We start from the raw sequence: 19,204 nt of genomic DNA on the forward strand, positions 1-19,204 counted from the left end.
TCCCCCGGAACTTTAGTTCCCGAAGGGCACGGCTGCCCAAGTCGAAAGCGGCTGAGAGTGACCTCTTTAATATAGGCCGCATTCCGGTGAAGCAATCACGCGGGCAGCCAGCTTAGGGCAATTCTTGCCGGGGCGGCAGAAATGGCGGGGCCGCGGCGCGCTGCCCAGCGGCGACACCAAACAATCAAATCGTTGATTTTGCTACATAAATCTACATGAAAGGACGCTGGCCCGCTCCTTGCTACCCCTTGTCCGAAGTTGCTTCCAAGGGGTCGCCTGTGGTTGGTCGTACGTCAGATGTCGTGGCAAGCGTGCAAGTCCAGAGCGCGCAGCAAAAGCCTGCCCGGTCGCAAGCCTCGAAGGACACGCCCGCGAACGACGCTTTCGGCTCGCTGGTCGACAGCAATACCCAGGCAATCAGCAACAAGGCGCAGGACACAGCCCCGCGCCGGAGCGATTCCACGGCATCCGACCGGAGTCCGCGCGACACCTCTTCCACGGACCAGCCTTCGCAGAGCAAGGCGAGCGACGATACCGACACGTCTGCGCCGGCAAAGAATGACAAAAGCGACGCAGCCAGCGATCCCGCCAAGGACGCCGGCAAGATCAAGGACAAGTCCGAGACATCGGACGCCAAATCGGCGGACGAATCCGACGAGACCAAGGGCGACAAGACCGACGGCACCGACGCTCCTAGCGCCGCTGTCGATGCGGCTGCCGCCGCGCCGACCGATGCGACGCAGCCCACCTTGCCCGATCCGAACGCGATTGTCGTTGCCGGGCCCGTCGTGCCGGCCGATCCGAATGCGGCTGCGAGCCAGGCCGGCGATGCCGCCGCCTCGCCGCTGACGATCGCCGCAGCAGGTCTTGCCGCCAGTGCCTCCACTGCGGCGCAGATCACCGGCAACAAGACCGATACCGCCGGCGACAAGAGCGCCAAGGCCGCAAGCGCCGAGGTCGATGCCGACACCACGACGACGCTCGGCGAGACCGCGACCGGCGCGAGCGAGGCGACCGCGACCGATGCAAAGGCCAATGGCGGAGTGATCGCCGCCGTCAGTCAGGGCACGCCGAAGACCTCGTTCAAGGATGCCGCAACCGCGCAGGCCCAGACCGACGTCTCGAATATCGGCCAGGACACCGGCAAGACGAACGCCGCGCAGGCTCCGGCGACCGCGACGGCCGCGCATCCGCAAGCCGCAAAGCCGCAGGCAGATAGCGGAGCGACCGACGCCAAGGCAGCCCTCGCCGACCGCGCCGCCGATCCGGCACAAGGCGCGCCAGCCACGCACGCGCATGCGGGCACGCAAGCCACCATGGCCGCGACGGATGCCGGCGCGCAAGCCGCTTCCGCCGTGCAGGCGCCGCTGACCAATACGACCTCGGCCGCGACAGCATCGACCGCGACGCTCACCGCGACCGCGGCAACCCATGCGGCCGTGCCGATCAGCGGCGTGCCGATCGAGATCGCGGCTGCCATTCGCGCCGGCAAGTCCCGGTTCGATATCAGCCTCGACCCAGCCGATCTCGGCCGCATCGACGTCCGCATCAATGTCGACCGCAACGGCCAGGTCACCTCGCATCTCACGGTGGAGAAGCCGGAGACGCTGTCGATGCTGAAGCAGGACGCACCGCAATTGCAGCGCGCGCTCGACGATGCAGGCTTCAAGACCGGCAGCAACGGGCTGTCCTTCAGCCTGCGCGACCAGAATTCATCGGGCCAGAATTCCGGGCAGAACCACGACAATGGCGGCAACGCTCGCCGGCTGATCATCAGCGAGGACGAAACCGTTGCTGCCGCGCCCGTCGGGCGCGGCTACGGCCGCATGCTCGGATCGAGCGGCGGCGTCGACATCAGAGTGTGAGGAGTATTCGCAAATGACCACCACGAATGCCGCCACCGCCCCTTCCGTCGTCTCCGGGACGACCGACATCCCGAAATCCTCCTCGTCGAACTCGATGAGCTCGACCACGGGGTCGACGCTCGCCGGCAATTTCCAGACCTTCCTCACGCTGCTGACGACGCAGCTCCAGAACCAGAACCCGCTCGATCCGCTCGACACCAACCAGTTCACCCAGCAGCTGGTTCAGTTCGCCGGCGTCGAGCAGCAGCTCAAGACCAACGATTCGCTGGCCCAGCTCGTCACCCTCCAGCAGACCACGCAGGCGACCCAGGCGCTGGGCTTCGTCGGCAAGACCGCGCTGGTCGACGGCTCGACCACGAGCATGACGAACTCGGCGGCGATTTGGCATCTCAACGTGCCGACCGACTCCACCGTCGAGATCTCCATCGCCAATTCCAGCGGCCAGACCGTGTTCACCGGCAAATACAGCTCCTCCGCCGGCACCGACATTCCCTTCACCTGGAACGGCATGGGCAATGACGGCACGCAATGGCCCGACGGCAGGTACACGATCTCGGCCACCGGCAAGGACGTTGCGAACAACAATGTCGGCATCGCCGCGCAGGTACAGGGCGTGGTGTCGTCGGTCGACCTGACGCAGTCGCCGCCGCTGCTCACCATCGACGGTGCGAGCTACACGCTGAGCCAGGTCAAGAGCATCATCGCGACGAGCGCCTATTGAGGGCAGAGCACCTCTCCCCAGCGGGGAGAGGCGGATCAGAGTCAGGGCTTTCGCCGAGCCCGCGAATGACTTTCGGCGTTAGTAAAGTATTTACCTTCTGCCCGCTTGGCCCGCCGGAATCTCGTCTCCCGCCGGCCGAGACGGCCGTGTTCCCGCAAGTTTCAACGAGAATTGTATTGAAGCCTTAGGCTTAGCGGATTTTTAAGCCGCGGGGCGTAGGGTTACGGGCGTGAGTTCAGTGGTTGAGAGTTTGTGAGTACGCCATGACAGAACCCCATCGCCCGAGGGTAAAATACGTCATCGGGCCGGACGGCAGTCCGTTGACGATCGCGGATCTGCCTGCTCCGGGCACCAAACGCTGGGTCATCCGCCGCAAGGCCGAAGTCGTCGCCGCTGTCCGTGGTGGACTTCTCTCGCTCGAGGAGGCCTGCAGCCGTTATACCCTGACGGTCGACGAATTCCTCTCCTGGCAGTTTTCCATCGACCAGCACGGTCTGGCGGGTCTTCGCACCACCCGCATCCAGCAATATCGCCAGTAGGCGATCCGGAAATCTGCGGCTTTTGACGAAAATCGGCCTCGCCCAGCGAGGCCGATTTTTTTCATGATGCAGTTTTGTCCGACCTCTTAACTCTCGTTAACCATATCGAAACCATCACCTAGGCAATAATTGCCCACTCGGCCTTTCCGGTGAAAGCGGCCGAATCTGTTGGGGCGGTTGCTTGCAAGGGCTTGCGGACTTTCTGAAGAGTATCGGTGCCGCCCGGTTCGGGGCGATGATCGCGGTCACTGCCGCGCTCATCGGCTTCTTCGCCTTCGTCATCATGCGCGTCACCACGCCGCAGATGACGACGCTGTTCACGGACCTCAGCGTCGAGGATTCCTCGAGCATCATCAAGGACCTGGAACGCCAGGGCATCCAGTTCGAGATTCGTAATGAGGGCTCCATCATCATGGTGCCCAAGGACAAGGTCACGCGGCTGCGGATGAAGCTCGCCGAGGGCGGCCTGCCCAAGGGCGGCGGCGTCGGCTACGAGGTGTTCGACAAGTCGGACGCACTCGGCACCACCTCCTTCGTCCAGAACATCAATCATCTCCGCGCGCTGGAGGGCGAGCTCGCCCGCACCATCCGCGCCATCGACCGCATCCAGGCCGCGCGCGTCCATCTGGTGCTGCCCGAGCGCCCGCTGTTTGCGCGCGAGGCGCCGGAGCCGTCGGCCTCGATCGTGGTCCGCGTCCGCGGCTCGCTGGAAGCCCAGCAGATCCGCGCCATCCGCCATCTCGTCGCCTCCGCCGTCAACGGGCTGAAGCCGCAGCGGGTCTCGATCGTCGACGAGGCCGGGCAGCTGCTCGCCGACGGCGCGGCGACCGATCCGGAGCAGACGGTCGGAGACGAGCGCCGCATCGCCTTCGAAAAGCGCATGCGCAAGCAGGTCGAGGACATCGTGTCCTCCGTGGTCGGCTCGGGCCGCGCCCGCGTGCAGCTCTCCGCTGATTTCGACTTCAACAAGATCACCCAGACCTCGGACAAGTTCGACCCCGAAGGCCGCGTGCTGCGCTCGAGCCAGACCCGCGAAGAGCAGAGCATGACCGCCGACAACAACGGCCAGGTCACCGTCAACAACGAGCTGCCCGGCAGCCAGCAGAACAACGCCGGCGCTGCCGCCAAGGACCAGAGCAAGAAGTCCGAAGAGACCAACAATTACGAGATCTCCCGCACCACCAAGACCGAGGTGACCGAAGCCGGCCGGGTCAATCGCATCTCGGTCGCGGTGCTGGTCGACGGCATCTACTCCAAGAACGACAAGGGCGAGCTGGCCTACCAGGACCGTACCAAGGAGCAGCTCGACAGCATCGCCACCCTGGTGCGCTCGGCGATCGGCTTCGACCAGAAGCGCGGCGACCAGGTCGAGGTCGTGAATCTGCGCTTTGCCGACGCGCCTTCCACCGCGCCGATCGGCGAGTCCTCAGGCTTTCTCGGCATGCTCCAGTTCACCAAGGACGACGTCATGTACTTCGTCGAGCTCGGCGTGATGATGCTGCTCGGCCTAGTCGTGCTGTTCCTGGTGATCCGCCCGCTGGTCAAGCGCATCCTCGCCTCCGACGAGGTCGCCGCCGCCATCTCCGGCGTGCTGACGGGTCCCGCCGCGTCGGAAGAGGCCGCGCCGGCCTCCGGCCAGCCGCTGCTGCCGAGCGGCGCCGCCAGCGCCATCGACGTCGCCACCATCCAGGGCCAAGTCCACGCCCAGTCCGTTCATCGCGTCGGCGAGCTCGCCGAGCGCAACCCCAACGAAACCGTCGCCATCATCCGCCAATGGCTCACCGAACCCGCGAAATAACCCAAGCCACGTAACTCTGCCAAGTGAATCAAGAAGTGATCTGACATGGCCGCCTCCCTGCAAAACGCCAATTCGAACGACATCACCAGCGTGATCTCCACGCTGGGCCAGCGCGCCGGCAGCCGCGGGGGCAGCAAGACCGAGGCGCTGGCCGGGCCGAAGCGTGCTGCGATCCTGATGCTGGCGCTGGGCGAGCAATATGGCGGCAAGATCTGGAGCCTGCTCGACGACGACGAGGTGCGCCAGCTCTCGCTGGAGATGTCGACGCTTGGCACCGTCGAGGTCGACACCGTCGAGGACATGCTGCTCGAATTCGTCTCGCGCATGTCGGCTTCCGGCGCGCTGATGGGCAATTTCGACGCCACCGAGCGCCTGCTCCAGCAATACCTGCCGCCGGAGCGCGTCAACGGCATCATGGATGAGATCCGCGGCCCCGCAGGACGCAACATGTGGGAGAAACTCTCCAACGTGCAGGAAGAGGTCCTCGCCAACTACCTCAAGAACGAATATCCGCAGACCATCGCCGTGGTGCTGTCGAAGCTGAAGTCGGAGCATGCGGCGCGCGTGCTCGGCATCCTGCCCGAGGAGCTCGCGCTCGACGTCGTCAACCGCATGCTGAAGATGGAGGCGGTACAGAAGGAGGTGATCGAGAGCGTGGAGAAGACGCTGCGCACCGAATTCATGTCGAACCTGTCGCAGACCCGCCGTCGCGACGCCCACGAGGTGATGGCGGAGATCTTCAACAATTTCGACCGCCAGACCGAAACCCGCTTCATCACCTCGCTGGAAGAGGACAACCGCGAATCGGCCGAGCGCATCAAGGCGCTGATGTTCACCTTCGACGACCTCGTGAAGCTCGATTCCGGCTCCGCCCAGACCCTGATGCGCAACGTCGACAAGGACAAGCTGGGCGTCGCGCTCAAGAGCGCCAACGAGGACGTCCGCAACTTCTTCTTCGGCAACATGTCCTCGCGCGCGGCCAAGATGCTCCAGGACGACATGGCGGCGATGGGCCCGGTGCGCCTGCGCGACGTCGACGAGGCGCAGGCGCTTCTGGTCAATCTCGCCAAGGACCTCGCCGCCAAGGGCGAGATCATGCTGACCAAGAACCGCGCCGACGACGAGCTGGTGTATTGATGGCCGCTCCGGCAAAATTCCTGTTCGATACCGACTTCGCGGCGCCCGAGCGGACGACGCGCGAGAAGGCCGCGACTGCAGCCGAGATCGCCCAGAAGGTCGCGGAAGCCGAAGCGCGCGCCTACCAGCAGGGCTTTGCCGCCGGCCAGCACGAGGCCAAGGCCGAGAGCGACCGCCGCGTCGCGCTCGCCATGGAGGAGATCAACATCGCAATTCGGGGCGTCGCCTCCGGCATCGGCAACATCGAGACCAGGATGGAAACCGAGGCGGTCGAGGTCGCGGTCGCGGTGGCGCGCAAGCTGTGCGCCGATCTCGTCGCCGCCGAGCCGCTCGGCGAGGTCGTCGCGCTGGTCAAGGACTGCTTCTCGCATCTGGTCGCGACGCCGCATCTCGTCGTCCGCATCAACGATGCGCTCTACGACGCCGCGCGCGAGAAGATCGAGCGGCTCGCCAAGCAGAGCGGCTTCGAGGGCCGGCTGGTGATCCTGGCCGAGCCGGAAATTGCCACCGGCGACTGCCGGATCGAATGGGCCGATGGCGGCGTCGTGCTGGAGCGCGGCGCCATCGCGGCCAAGATCGACGAAATGGTCGGACGCTATATCGCGTCCCGCAGGGGGAATTAAGCCATGAGCGACACAGACGGACAGGTCCCGCTGCCCGATCTCAACGGCCCGATGCCTCCGACCGGCACCGACGTCGGCTACAACGAGGACGAATATGCGGCGCGTGCCGCCGCCGACCTCGAAGCGGTGTTCGACGTGCCGGTGCAGGTCTCGGCCGTGCTCGGCCGCTCCAAGATGGACGTCGGCGAGCTCCTGAAGCTCGGACCAGGCACCGTGCTCGAGCTCGACCGGCGCGTCGGCGAAGCCATCGACATTTACGTCAACAACAAGCTGGTCGCCCGCGGCGAGGTCGTCCTGGTCGAGGACAAGCTCGGCGTGACCATGACGGAAATCATCAAGGCCGAACGCGGCTAGCGCAAGATACAAGGACATGACGCGCGGCAGCGCGAACAGACGGACAGGAGACTGACATGCGGCTTCTCATCGTTGGCACATTGAAGGGCCAGCTCACCACCGCCACCAAGATCGCGATGGAGAACGGCGCCACCGTGACCCATGCCGAGGATCACGAGCAGGCGATGCGCGTGCTGCGCGGCGGCAAGGGCGCCGACCTTCTGCTGGTCGACGTCGCCCTCGACATCCGCGACCTCGTGCTACGGCTGGAGGCCGAGCACATCCACGCCCCGATCGTCGCCTGCGGCATCACCAATGACGCCCGCGCCGCGGTCGCCGCGATCCACGCCGGCGCCAAGGAATACATCCCGCTGCCGCCGGACCCGGAGCTGATCGCCGCGGTGCTCGCCGCGGTCGCCAACGATTCCCGCGAGCTGGTCTATCGCGACGAGGCGATGGCGAAGGTGATCAAGCTCGCCCAGCAGATCGCCGGCTCCGACGCCTCGGTGATGATCACGGGGGAATCCGGCACGGGCAAGGAGGTGCTGGCCCGTTACGTCCATACCCGCTCGGCGCGCGCCAAGCGCCCGTTCATCTCCATCAACTGCGCCGCGATCCCCGAACACCTCCTGGAGTCCGAGCTGTTCGGCCACGAGAAGGGCGCCTTCACCGGCGCAGTCGCGCGCCGCATCGGCAAGTTCGAGGAAGCGACCGGCGGCACGCTGCTGCTCGACGAAATCTCGGAGATGGACGTCCGCCTGCAATCGAAACTGCTGCGCGCCATCCAGGAGCGCGTGATCGATCGCGTCGGCGGCACCAAGCCGGTGCCCGTGGACATCCGCATCATCGCGACCTCGAACCGCAATCTCGTCGAAGCCGTGCGCGAGGGCACGTTCCGTGAGGACCTCCTGTTCCGCCTCAACGTCGTCAATCTGAAGATCCCGCCGCTGCGCGAGCGCCCTGCCGACATCCTGGAGCTCGCCCAGCACTTCGTGAAGAAATACGCCGAGGCCAACGGCGTGCCGCTGCGCCCGATCTCGGCGGAAGCCCGCCGCGTGCTCTCCGCCAACCGCTGGCAGGGCAACGTCCGCGAGCTCGAAAACACCATGCACCGCGCGGTGCTGATGGCGCACGGCGACGAGATCGGACCCGACGCCATCATCACGCCGGACGGCGACCGCCTCGATCTCGCCAAGACCGCGCCGGCCGTGGCGCATGCCACCATGGCCGCCGAGCAGGTGACGCGCGCATTGGTGGGGCGCACCGTGGCCGATGTCGAGCGCGACCTCATCCTGGAGACGCTGAAGCACTGCCTCGGCAACCGGACCCATGCCGCCAACATCCTCGGCATCTCGATCCGCACGCTGCGCAACAAGCTCAACGAATATGCCGACGGCGGCATCCCGATCCCGCCCGCGGGAACGCCGGGTGAGTATCCGCGGATGCCGATGATGGGGGCGTAGGCGGCCCCGCTGGTTGAGAGAACGCAGATGCCCGGGCTGGTCCCGGGCATTTTGTTTGATGCAGGCTGCCAACCTCGTCATTGCGAGCGCAGCGAAATGACGAACCTCAAGAGCATCCTTCGCATGACCGAACCGCGCCGCGTGACTAGGCCATGGCGACGCCAGGCCCTATAACCCTGCGAGAATCACGCGAGGATGAACATGTCTGAAGCTCAAATCACGGATTGGCTGGCGTCGCAGCGGCAGGCGATGATCGATCTTCTCCGCGACGTCGTGAACATCGATTCCGGATCCTACGACAAGGAGGGCGTCGATGCGGTCGGTGCGCGGTTCGAGCGGCACTTTGCCGAGCACGGCATTCCGTTCCGGCGCGAGGCCAACGCCACCTTCGGTGATGCGATCCATGCCGAGGTGGCAAAGCCCGGCAGCAACGAGAAGCCGGTGCTGTTGATGGGGCATCGCGACACCGTATTCGGCAAGGGCGAGGCCGGTCGGCGTCCGTTCACGATTCGAGATGGCCGCGCCTATGGACCGGGTGTCGCCGACATGAAGTCCGGCCTCGTCATGAACGTGTTCGTGGCGACCGCCTTCCACAAATTCGGCGGCTCACCGCACCCGATCAAGGTATTGATCACCTCGGACGAGGAGATCGGTTCGCCCTCCTCGCGCCCGGTGATCGAACGGGAGGGACGCGCCGCGCGCGCGGTGTTCAATTCGGAGCCGGGCCGTCCCACCGGCAACGTGGTCACCGGCCGCAAGGGCGGCATCTTCATGCATCTCGGCATTACCGGCAAAGCCGCGCATTCCGGCGCCAATTTCGCTGCCGGCATCAGCGCGATCGGCGAGCTCGCGCACAAGATCGTGCAGATCCATGCGCTGACCGACCTCGACAAGGGCATCACGCTGAATGTCGGCCTCGTCTCGGGCGGCCAGTCCGTCAACACCACGGCGCCCTACGCCGAGGGTCAGATCGACCTGCGTTATGTCGATCCGGCGGACCGCGCGAGGGTGATGGCCGCAATCGAGACGATCGTCACGACCTCCTACGTGCCGGGCACGAGTGCAACGCTGACGATCAAGGGCGAGTTCGTGCCGGTGGTGCAGAGCGCGGATTCGAAAGCGCTGTTCGAAAATTATCAGGCCGCCGCAAGACAGGTCGGCCTCACTACGCTCCAGGGCGAATTCTCCGGCGGCTGCGCCGATTCCGGCTTCACCGCCGCGGTCGGCACGCCGACCATCTGCGGCCTCGGGCCGGTCGGCGGGCTCGCGCACACGCCGGAGGAATATCTCGAGCTCGACAGCATCGTGCCGCGCGCACAGGCGCTGGCGCTGGCGATTCTGCGCGGGTGAATGAAGGTGCCGTAGGGTGGGCAAAGGCGCACTTGCGCCGTGTCCACCATCGCCTCTTATACGAGATAACGGTGGGCACGCTTCGCTTTGCCCACCCTACGAGACCTCCCGAGCCTCACGAATAACTCGGCGCGTCGGGCTTGCGGAAGATGTGGATGGGGTCGCCCGGCACGATCGGAGAGCCTGAGAACATCGCGTAGGCGTAGAGCGCGAGATAGGCGATCGCAAGCGCGCCGACGGCGTAGAAGGCCCAGGTTGCAACGCGTTTCATCGATCCGCTCCATTGCCGTCCCGCATGGGGGTTCAGGCGCTTCTAGAGCGACGACGGAGAAAAGGCCAGCCTTCCGCGCCGACACGCGCGGCGATCAAATACCGCGGCGGCCGCGCGCGGGAAGGCTGACGTCTGCGAGCCTGGCGGCGTCCTCGTCCTGGTCGACCGCCACATACTGGCCGTGCCAATAGGCAAGGGCCGCGGTGCGGGCCGAGTTCCTGATGTCCCTGACGCGGCCGATGACGATGCCGTGCGAGTGGCGTTCGACGATCTCCTCGACCTCGCAATCGAAGGCGGACAAAGCGTCGAACAGCAGGGGAACGCCCGAGACCGACGTCACCCATTTGGCGCCTGCGAAACGATCGGCGCCCTTCAGCCCGCCCTTGCCGGAAAAGCGCTCGGCAATCTCGAGCTGGTCGGCGTTGAGGATGTTCACGCCGAAGGCGCCGTGGCGCTTGATCAGCGGAAAGGACGACGCATCGCGGTTGATGCTGACCAGCAGCGTCGGCGGCTCGACCGACAGCGAGGTGACCGAGGTCACCGTCATGCCCGTAATATCCTTGCCCCGCCCGGCGGTGATGACGCTGACGCCGCCGGTGAGGTGGCGCATGGCGCCGCGAAAATCGGCGGACGAGACGGGGATTTCGGTCATGAGATCGCGGGGCACTACATTCATGGCATTGCTCCCCGAAGCGGGGCTTCCCTCATATTTAGGTACGATCGTCCGCCGACAAAAGGTGGCTCAGGATCGAGCCTTCAAGGCTTGCGAGCTCGGCCGAGCCGCGCGCGCGCGGCCGGGCCGTGTCGACCGTGACGTCATGGGCGATCCGGCCCTCCTCGATCACCAGCACCCGGTCCGCCAAGGCGACCGCTTCGGAGACGTCGTGGGTCACCAGGATCGCGGTGAAGCCCTGGTCACGCCAGACGCGCTCCAAGAGCCGCTGCATCGAGATGCGGGTCAAAGCGTCCAGTGCGCCGAGCGGCTCGTCGAAGGCGAGCACGCGCGGGCGCGAAACCAGCGCGCGGCCGAGCGCGACGCGCTGCTTCTGGCCTCCCGACAGCACCGAGGGCCATTGGTCGCGCTTGTCGGCGAGGCCGACCTCGCCCAAGGCTTTCTCGGCACGCGCATGCGCATCGCTGGAGGCACGATCGCGGCCGAGGCCGACCTCGACATTGGCGAGCACGCGGGCCCAGGGCAGCAGCCGCGGCTCCTGGAACATCACGCGGATGTCTTCGGGCTGGACGTCACCGCCGAAGCTGATGCTGCCGGCGTCGATCTCGTCCAAGCCGGCGATCAGACGCAGCAGCGTGCTCTTGCCGCAGCCACTCTTGCCGACGATCGCGACGAACTGGCCGGCGGGGATGTGCAAATCAATGCCGCGCAGCACCTCGTTGGCGCCGAAGGATTTGCGCAAGCCCCGGATGCTGAGCGGCCGGCCGCCGGTGTGAACCGGACGCTCCTCGTGCACGACACGAGCATGAGGGACATGAGGGACGAAATTGGCGCGGCTGGCGAGCTCGGTCTCGGGAAGGGACGTACGAAGCGCTGTCTGCATGTGATTCCCAGTATTTCTGCTCAACGTTTCTGGAAGGCGGGGTGCCAGGAAAGCGTCAGGCGCTCCAGCACGCGGGAGGGGCTGTCGGCAAGCTTGCCGAGCAGAGCGTAGATCAGGATCGAGAGCACGACGACGTCGATCAGCATGAACTCGCGCGCTTGCATCGCCATGTAGCCGAGGCCCGAGGACGCCGCGATGGTCTCGGCGACGATCAGGGTCAGCCACATGATGCCGAGCGCGAAGCGGATGCCGACGAAGATCGAGGGCAGCGCGCCCGGAAAGATCACGCGGCGGAACAATTCGCCGTCAGTCATGCCGTAGATGCGGCCCATCTCGATCAGCTGCGGATCGACGGTGCGGATGCCGTGCAGCGTGTTGAGGTAGATCGGGAAGAAGACGCCGAGCGCCACCAGGAACAGCTTCGCGCTCTCGTCGATGCCGAACCAGAGGATGACCAGCGGGATCAGCGCCAGATGCGGCACGTTGCGCACCATCTGCAGCGTGGTGTCGGTGAGCTTTGCCGAGAGCTGCGACAGACCGTTGGCGAGGCCGAACGCGAAACCGATGCTGCCGCCGATCAGAAAACCGATCGAGGCGCGCCAGAACGAGACCCAGATGTTGCGGACGAGCTCGCCGGAAAGCAGCAGCTTCCAGCCGGCCAGCACGACGTCGCTCGGCGCCGGCAGCACACGGGTCGGCACGAAGCCGGTGACGCTCGCGACCTGCCAGATCGCGATGATGGCGAGCGGCACGATCCACTGGATCAGGCCGTCGAGACGCGGCAGGCGGAGGCTGCGCGGAAGCGAAACGCTGTCGATCAGGCTCATGACTGCGACACCCGGTGCTGCGGACGGAGATCGCTGCCGACCGTCTCGCCGAACGGACCGCCGTTGAAATGGAGCTTCGTCACGTTGTTCGGCTGCTCCAGCGAGAGCAGCGGGAACACCAGCTCGGCGAAGCGATAGGCTTCCTCCAGATGCGGATAGCCTGACATGATGAAGGTATCGATGCCGAGATCCTGATACTCCTTGATGCGGGCCGCGACGGTCTGGGCGTCGCCGACCAGCGCCGTGCCGGCGCCGCCGCGCACGAGGCCGACACCGGCCCACAGGTTCGGCGCGATCTCGAGCTTGTCGCGCCTGCCGCCATGGAGCTGCGCCATGCGCTGCTGGCCCACGGAATCCATGCGGGCAAAGTTCTTCTGCGCCAGCGCGATGGTCTCGTCGCTGACATGCCTGATCAGCTCGTTCGCAGCGCTCCAGGCCTCTTCATTGGTCTCGCGGACGATCACGTGAAGGCGAATGCCGAAGGAGAGCTTTCTGCCGCGCGCGGCGGCAACCTCCCTCACCTTCGCGATCTTCTCGGCGACCTGCGCCGGCGGCTCGCCCCAGGTGAGATATTTGTCGACGGTGTCCACGGCGACGTCGATGCCGGCATCGGACGAACCGCCGAAATAGAGCGGCGGCCGCGGGGACTGCACCGGAGGAAACAGCAGCTTGCCGCCCTCGACATGGATGTGCTTGCCTTCGACATTGACCGTCTTGCCGGCGAGCAGGTCGCTGTAGACGCCCAGGAACTCGCGGGTGACCTGGTAGCGTTCGTCATGGCCGAGGAAGACACCGTCGCCCTTGTTCTCAACCGGATCGCCGCCGGTAACGACGTTGACGAGAAGCCGGCCGTTCGAGATGCGATCGAGCGTCGCCGTCATGCGCGCCGCCACGCTCGGCGATTGCAGGCCGGGACGGACCGCCACGAGATAGCGCAGCCGCTCGGTGAACGGCGCCACGCTCGAGGCGACGATCCAGGAATCCTCGCACGACCGGCCGGTCGGGATCAGCACGCCGAAATAGCCGAGCTGATCGGCGGCCTGCGCGATCTGGCGCAGATAGTTGAAGTCGACCTCGCGGCCGCCGATGCCGGTGCCGAGATAGCGCCCGTCGCCATGGGTCGGCAGGAACCAGAGGATATTGCTCTTGGATTGGCTCATGGATGTGCTCCTAACCGTAGGTCGTGCCGACTGCGGCGGCGACGATGCCGATCGAGAGCACGATGGCTGCGATCAGACGCTGAATGATACGTCTCATGTTCAAACCCTTGTGGATGGGAAGGCCGGTCGGCACGATCAGGCTGCCGGGTTGCGCCACACGATGTCGCGAATCACGATCGGCTTCGGGATCAGGCCGAGCTTGTAGAAGCGGTCGGCGACGCCCTGCTGGGTCGCGACGATGTCGTCGGTGACGGGGCCGACCACGAATGACGAGCGGTTCGCTGCGATGGTCTGGATGTCGAGGGGAATGCCGGTGACCGCAGCGAGCGATTTCGCGACCTCGTCGCGGTGGTGCTCGGCCCATCGGGCGGTCGCGGTGGTGACGTCGACGATCTGTTGCAGGATCTCGCCGTGGTTCCTCGCGAAGTCGCGATTGGCGATGTAGAACGAATTGGTCTTGGTGACCTCGCGCGCATTGATCAGGATGCGGCCGCTCTGCCTGGTCTCGCCGATCGCGAAGTAAGGATCCCAGATCGCCCAGGCCTCGATGCTGCCATTGGCGAAGGCAGGGCCGGCGTCCGGCGGCGTCAGATAGACTGGCGTGATGTCGGCATAGGTGAGGCCGGCCTTCTCCAGCGTCTGCACCACGATGTTGTGAGCGCTGGAGCCCTTGGTGAAACCGATGCGCTTGCCTTTCAATTCAGCGATGGTGCGGATCGGCGAATCCTTCGGCACCAGGATGCCCTGGCCGTTGGTGATCGGCTGGCCGGCGGCATAGACGATTGCGGCGCCCGCGGCCTGGGCGAACACCGGCGGGGAATCGCCGACCGCGCCGTAATCGACGCTGCCGACGTTCATCGCCTCCATCATCGGAGGCCCCGAGGAGAATTCGACCCACTTCACCTCGATGCCTTGCGGGGCGAAATGTTTTTCCAGGGCGGCCTGCTGGCGCGTGATGACCAGCACGCCGTTCTTCTGGTAGCCGATACGAATCTCCTTCACCGCACCTTGCGCGTTGACGCGCGAGGCGAACGCGGCGACGGCCGCAGTTCCAATCGACAGTTTCAGAAAGTCCCGACGCTGCATTCCACTCTCCCGGCCGCATGCGGCCGTCATTCATTCGTGTTGCTCGGATGATGGTGCGGCTTATCGGAGGTGTCGAGACGTGCGGAAAAATAGCGATGCGCGCACTGCGCGCGAGGCGCGGCGCATGATTAATCTTTCAATCCGCGGAGCGAATGCAGAGCGAATTTTTCCGCACGCGAATGTGACAATCGGAACGCACGGCGCCCCAGCACCATGAAAATGCGAAAACAACCCCATGCACAGTAGCCAAGGTCTTGTTACGAAACGAATTTCGTATTTAGCGAAATTTACTTGACCCGTCGGGCAATACAGTGGCAGAATGGCACCATGGCGGACTGGGGGTACTGGGGCGCGAAGCTTCCACCATCTCCGCTGTCATTCCCCGCGAAGGCGGGGAATCCAGTACGCCGCGGCCCATCGATTCAACCACAACCGTCTCGGAGTACTGGATCGCCCGGTCAAGCCGGGCGATGACACCGAACGTGTGAGGACTAGGTGCCCCGAGCACCACCGGCCTAGTGCCACTTCACCGGCAGATTGAGCAGCCCGCGGAACGCCCAGCCGCCGATCCGCACCTCCTCGTCATCGGCCAACTCGAGCCGTTTGGCGCGGGCGAACACGGTCGGCAGGGCGACGTCGGCGATCATGGCGCGGGAGGCGAAGGCGCCGGCGCAGAAATGCGGGCCGGCGCCGAAGGCGACGCTCCTGGACGTATCTCGTCTCACGTCGAACGCATCGGCGCGCTCGAAGTGCTTCTCGTCGCGGTTGGCGGAGCCGAACATCAGGAACACGCGCTCGTCGGTTTCGAAGGCGACGTCGCGGATGCTCCACGGCTTTGCGATGCGCCGCGGCGACATGCCGATCGGCGAGATCCAGCGGGCATATTCCTCGAAGGCCTGCAGCCAGGACACCTCGCCCCTGCGCACGAGGTCGAGCTGCCCGGGATGGGTGAGCAGCGCCCACACCGTGCCGGCGATCGCCTTGCGCGGCTCGTTCTGGCCGCCCGAGATCGCGAGCTTGACGTTGGCGCGCACGCTCTCCATCGGCATGCCCGAGGCGAGCAGCACGCCGAGAATGCTCTGGTTTGGACGCTTGCACATCACCGGCAGCATGTCGTCGATCGCGGCATCGATGCCCGACGTCGCGGCGTGGCAGCGCGCCTCGACCTCGGGGTCGCCGGCATAATTGGCGATGCCCTCGATCATGCCTTGCGACCACGCGTCCATGTCCCGAAAGCCGATATTGGTGAGGCCGGTGATCGACTTCAGGCACTCGCCGGAGAAGGGCAGCGCGAAGTCGCGCATGAAATCGATCCGGCCCGGCTCGATGCAAGCGATGATGCGATCGGCATGGGCCTGGAACTGCGCGGTCCAGTGCGCCTTCACCGTCTTCGGCGAGACCGTCGGAAACATCGCGCGGCGCTCGACCTGGTGCGCCTCACCGTCCTTGCGCATCATGTTGTGGCCCATCAGCCGGTTCATCAGGCCGGCGGGCTGGTGCGAGGAGAACACGTCGATCTGCTTCTCGGAGATCGAGATGTCGTCCCGGCTCGTCAGCAGCGTCGAGCCGAGCTGCGGCACGAAGGCGATCGGCGCCTCTCGCCGCATCTTCGCGAGCATCGGATAGGGATCGGCCCAGAAGGCGGCCGGGTCGATGTCGATGCGCGGCGCCGTGCTCAATGCGGTCCCTCCTGGATTCTCGTTTCCAGGAGACTAGCGAGGTCCGACGCCGGCGTCTGTCCCTAACGATAGGGACGGGCGGCATTGGAGTTACCGGGCCTCGGCGATCTTCGGTCCGGATGACGGCATCTGCGCGTTGGCCGCCAAGGGCCGCTTCGACGGCGATGCCGGGTCCGGCAATCGGAAGGCGGCGTCGGGCGGCGTTCCCGGACGACGGGCAGCGGTTGCCGGAAGCACGATCACCTTCGCTCCGATCTTCACCCGCTCATAGAGGTCCACGACGTCCTCGTTGGTCAGCCGGATGCAGCCGGACGAAACCCGCTTCCCGATCGTATCGGGGTTGTTGGTGCCGTGAATTCGATATTCGGTCTCGCCCAGATACATCGCCCGGGCGCCGAGCGGATTGCCGGGGCCACCTGCCATGAACCGCGGCAGATAAGGCTGACGCGAGACCATCTCCGCCGGCGGATGCCAATCCGGCCATTCCGCCTTGCGAGCCACGGTCTGTTCACCGGACCAGGTGAAGCCCTCGCGGCCGACACCGATGCCGTAGCGCATCGCCTGCGTGTCGTTCAGGACGAAATAAAGGAATGTGTTCTTGGTATCGATGATCACGGTGCCCGGCGGCTGGCGGCTGGCGTAGTCGACCACCTGCCGAACAAGTGCTCCGGGACCTTCGGCGGCTTTCGGCGGCTCGACCAGAGGCGCCGGGGCGGGAATTGGAGCCGGAGCCGGCGCTGATGCCTGAACCGGCGTCGACACGTAAACCGGAGTCGACGATGCCCGGGCTTCCTGCGCGGACGGCTTCCGCGCCGGTTGCACGCTCGCGGGGCGAGACAGCAAACCGTACCCCAACGCGGCGACAGCCACGGCGCCAATTGCAACTCTCGCGGCCATCGGTAGCGCGAGCGTCTCCGCCTTTCCACGTCTGGCCCGCTTGCTCATGTCTTCTCCCAGATCATCATGCCTGGAAGAGGTACCCAGCAAGATTTAAGAAACTTCGAAGCGATTTCGCCCAGACCGGAACCGTTGGCGATGGTTAACGCCGAACTCCTGCTCGGCAACATGAGATTGGGAGCACCGCTCGATATTGAGCTGGCGACGCGGACAACGCACTTCTGATCGCGGAGCGAATAGAGGTCTGAATTGCCCCGCGGAGCGGATATGCTTTGCTCATTCGTCAGCGACGGCTTTGGGAGCCAAGTACAGACAAGAGTGGTGCCAAATCAGCCGTAGTGGTCAAATTCGTTCAGCGCAATCCGAACCTCGCGCGCGAAATCCATCAGAGACACGATGAAGACTGAAACAGAAATGACGAAGAGGATGGCGACGCCTCTTTCGTGCCGGATCTCAAAGAATGCACTTACGAAGCCTACGATGATGACGATGCCTATCGAAATGCTTCCCACAATGGCCCAGAAGATCGCACGATTGATCATGGCGGCACGCCGAACAAGGCGGGGCAAGTCTGCCTTCAGCCGGCTTCTCGCCTGATCCTGATCAGAGATCTGATTCAGATAGATCGATCTGTCGATGATCCTGTTCAGGCGAGATATCAGCAGGGCGATGAAGGCCGCCAGTGCGCCAAGAAGAAACGCCGGTGCGGCCGCCTGCGAAATGACGTGAGAGAGCTGGCTGATTGACGGTGTGTCCGGCAGCATTGGTTGGCGAGGCCCGCAGCTATTTCGTTAGCCGCCGGGTTGGCGTGACCGTGCTGGTCGGCGCCATCGGCGAGATTGAGAAGGTCAACCATGTATTCCAGCCAGCCGGGCGATTCTCGGCAGCGAACTCACCATATCCTCTCAGGTTCAGATATCCCTGCATGTCCCCCACGGGGAATAGGAAGCCGACCTGCGGACCGATGCCCAGCACACGCGACCGAAAGCCTCCCAGGGCGGGATGCTGGCCGAAGTCATCGGTGATCTGCTGATAAGCATAACCAACGAGGCCGACGAAGTTCTGCTTCGACAGAAATTGCGAGGCTCCCCAATCTACGTGGAAGTCGATGCCGTTCTGGTATTGCGTATCCGGATTCTTTAAATTGTAGGTGAAGCCTGCCACGGCGGAAAATTCGTAACCGGCCTGCTGATTGAAGTATGTGTAGCCGCCGCCGGCGTCGATGGCGGCATGACCGATGCCAAGATTGGCGAGCCGAGACGAACTGTAAGCGCCAACAGGGATATCTCCTGTGACATAGGTCATGAAGTTGTGGACGCCTGCATTCCACTTGAGTGTCGCCTGCGGGTAGAGATCGCCGATAGATGTGATCGAGTCGCCGAAACCGCCCGCACGCGTTATCCCGAGGGGGCCAATAGCCGTCGTCAGCGTTCCGGCAAGATCGGCGCTCGATCGCCCGAATAGTCCCGTTACCCCGATGGCGAGTTGCCCGCCCAGCACCGGCGTTGCGAAGGTGAACGTGGGATTGAGCAGGACAAGATCTCCCCGCCCATTCAAGCGCAAGTTCAGATCGACGTTTACTGTTGTGGGAATTCTGCCAACGTGAACCTCTCTCGCGGCGGCCGCAGTACCAAATGCGCTTACGCTGGTGTGATAGTAGACTGCCGCCATCGACCAGCCGGGAACCTGAGGTGTCGCAGCAAGGCTGCTAAAGCGGCCAGGAAGCCAGTAGGAAACGCCGCCCTCATCGGCGCTTGCAGGCTGCGAGAGAAACGCAATAGATGCCGCCAGCAATCCGGCTACAATTCGTGGCGCAGGTCGCTTCTCCCGCCCCGGCGACGAGAATACTGCGTATCGCGCGTTTGTCATGTTTGGCCTCATTTTTGTTGATTCTTGTCC

Annotated in this window: 20 protein-coding genes; 9 read left to right on the forward strand and 11 right to left on the reverse strand. The window is 64.7% G+C overall.

Features of this window, described 5'->3' with window-relative positions; all coding sequences use genetic code 11:
- Nucleotides 1–278: 278 nt before the first annotated feature.
- The 9 genes from ACM42_RS29515 (at nucleotide 279) to ACM42_RS29555 (ending at nucleotide 9,829) form a co-directional block, all read left to right on the forward strand.
- Complete coding sequence (locus ACM42_RS29515) at nucleotides 279–1,865, forward strand: flagellar hook-length control protein FliK (RefSeq protein ID WP_271531130.1); 1,587 nt, start codon at nucleotides 279–281, stop codon at nucleotides 1,863–1,865.
- Between the two features lie 13 nt (nucleotides 1,866–1,878).
- Entirely contained in the window at nucleotides 1,879–2,586 is a 708-nt protein-coding gene (locus ACM42_RS29520) for a flagellar hook assembly protein FlgD (protein ID WP_271531131.1), read from the forward strand.
- Between the two features lie 263 nt (nucleotides 2,587–2,849).
- Nucleotides 2,850–3,125, forward strand: a complete 276-nt coding sequence (gene sciP, locus ACM42_RS29525) for a CtrA inhibitor SciP (protein WP_002714638.1) — start codon at nucleotides 2,850–2,852, stop codon at nucleotides 3,123–3,125.
- A gap of 181 nt (nucleotides 3,126–3,306) precedes the next feature.
- A complete protein-coding gene (gene fliF, locus ACM42_RS29530) occupies nucleotides 3,307–4,923 on the forward strand; it encodes a flagellar basal-body MS-ring/collar protein FliF (protein ID WP_271531132.1) in 1,617 nt (538 codons plus the stop codon).
- A gap of 45 nt (nucleotides 4,924–4,968) precedes the next feature.
- A complete protein-coding gene (fliG, locus tag ACM42_RS29535) occupies nucleotides 4,969–6,060 on the forward strand; it encodes a flagellar motor switch protein FliG (RefSeq protein ID WP_271531133.1) in 1,092 nt (363 codons plus the stop codon).
- On the forward strand, nucleotides 6,060–6,683 hold the full coding sequence (locus ACM42_RS29540) for a FliH/SctL family protein (protein WP_271531134.1): 624 nt from the start codon (nucleotides 6,060–6,062) through the stop codon (nucleotides 6,681–6,683). The genes fliG and ACM42_RS29540 overlap by 1 nt, the downstream gene beginning before the upstream one ends.
- A 3-nt stretch (nucleotides 6,684–6,686) precedes the next feature.
- Nucleotides 6,687–7,037, forward strand: coding sequence for a flagellar motor switch protein FliN (gene fliN, locus ACM42_RS29545; RefSeq protein WP_057027996.1), 351 nt, complete (start codon nucleotides 6,687–6,689; stop codon nucleotides 7,035–7,037).
- A gap of 56 nt (nucleotides 7,038–7,093) precedes the next feature.
- Complete coding sequence (flbD, locus tag ACM42_RS29550; RefSeq protein WP_271531135.1) at nucleotides 7,094–8,479, forward strand: sigma-54-dependent transcriptional regulator FlbD; 1,386 nt, start codon at nucleotides 7,094–7,096, stop codon at nucleotides 8,477–8,479.
- A gap of 201 nt (nucleotides 8,480–8,680) precedes the next feature.
- Nucleotides 8,681–9,829: a M20 family metallopeptidase gene (locus ACM42_RS29555; RefSeq protein ID WP_271531136.1), complete on the forward strand. Its 1,149-nt coding sequence runs from the start codon at nucleotides 8,681–8,683 to the stop codon at nucleotides 9,827–9,829.
- Between the two features lie 115 nt (nucleotides 9,830–9,944).
- Here the strand turns inward: ACM42_RS29555 and ACM42_RS29560 are convergent, their stop codons facing one another.
- From ACM42_RS29560 to ACM42_RS29610, 11 genes are all read right to left on the reverse strand, one after another.
- On the reverse strand, nucleotides 9,945–10,100 hold the full coding sequence (locus tag ACM42_RS29560; RefSeq protein ID WP_028180679.1) for a hypothetical protein: 156 nt from the start codon (nucleotides 10,098–10,100) through the stop codon (nucleotides 9,945–9,947).
- Nucleotides 10,101–10,194: 94 nt separating this feature from the next.
- On the reverse strand, nucleotides 10,195–10,776 hold the full coding sequence (locus ACM42_RS29565; RefSeq protein ID WP_271531137.1) for a flavin reductase family protein: 582 nt from the start codon (nucleotides 10,774–10,776) through the stop codon (nucleotides 10,195–10,197).
- A gap of 34 nt (nucleotides 10,777–10,810) precedes the next feature.
- On the reverse strand, nucleotides 10,811–11,656 hold the full coding sequence (locus ACM42_RS29570) for an ATP-binding cassette domain-containing protein (RefSeq protein WP_271531138.1): 846 nt from the start codon (nucleotides 11,654–11,656) through the stop codon (nucleotides 10,811–10,813).
- 20 nt (nucleotides 11,657–11,676) lie between these two features.
- Nucleotides 11,677–12,483, reverse strand: a complete 807-nt coding sequence (gene ssuC / locus ACM42_RS29575) for an aliphatic sulfonate ABC transporter permease SsuC (RefSeq protein ID WP_271531139.1) — start codon at nucleotides 12,481–12,483, stop codon at nucleotides 11,677–11,679.
- The gene (gene ssuD, locus ACM42_RS29580; protein ID WP_271531140.1) at nucleotides 12,480–13,643 is read right to left on the reverse strand and encodes an FMNH2-dependent alkanesulfonate monooxygenase; all 1,164 of its coding nucleotides are present in this window, start codon (nucleotides 13,641–13,643) and stop codon (nucleotides 12,480–12,482) included. Before ssuD ends, ssuC begins: the two co-directional genes overlap by 4 nt.
- A gap of 10 nt (nucleotides 13,644–13,653) precedes the next feature.
- Nucleotides 13,654–13,800, reverse strand: coding sequence for a hypothetical protein (locus ACM42_RS29585; RefSeq protein WP_271531141.1), 147 nt, complete (start codon nucleotides 13,798–13,800; stop codon nucleotides 13,654–13,656).
- Nucleotides 13,779–14,729: a sulfonate ABC transporter substrate-binding protein gene (locus tag ACM42_RS29590; protein WP_271531142.1), complete on the reverse strand. Its 951-nt coding sequence runs from the start codon at nucleotides 14,727–14,729 to the stop codon at nucleotides 13,779–13,781. The genes ACM42_RS29585 and ACM42_RS29590 overlap by 22 nt, the downstream gene beginning before the upstream one ends.
- A 515-nt stretch (nucleotides 14,730–15,244) precedes the next feature.
- The gene (locus tag ACM42_RS29595) at nucleotides 15,245–16,408 is read right to left on the reverse strand and encodes a cytochrome P450 (RefSeq protein WP_271531143.1); all 1,164 of its coding nucleotides are present in this window, start codon (nucleotides 16,406–16,408) and stop codon (nucleotides 15,245–15,247) included.
- 90 nt (nucleotides 16,409–16,498) lie between these two features.
- On the reverse strand, nucleotides 16,499–17,353 hold the full coding sequence (locus tag ACM42_RS29600) for a L,D-transpeptidase (protein ID WP_271531144.1): 855 nt from the start codon (nucleotides 17,351–17,353) through the stop codon (nucleotides 16,499–16,501).
- A gap of 281 nt (nucleotides 17,354–17,634) precedes the next feature.
- The gene (locus ACM42_RS29605; protein WP_271531145.1) at nucleotides 17,635–18,069 is read right to left on the reverse strand and encodes a DUF2721 domain-containing protein; all 435 of its coding nucleotides are present in this window, start codon (nucleotides 18,067–18,069) and stop codon (nucleotides 17,635–17,637) included.
- A gap of 19 nt (nucleotides 18,070–18,088) precedes the next feature.
- Entirely contained in the window at nucleotides 18,089–19,174 is a 1,086-nt protein-coding gene (locus ACM42_RS29610; RefSeq protein WP_271531146.1) for a SphA family protein, read from the reverse strand.
- Nucleotides 19,175–19,204: the final 30 nt, after the last annotated feature.

It is taken from the genome of Bradyrhizobium sp. CCBAU 25338 (assembly GCF_028128965.1).
Lineage (GTDB): Bacteria > Pseudomonadota > Alphaproteobacteria > Rhizobiales > Xanthobacteraceae > Bradyrhizobium > Bradyrhizobium liaoningense.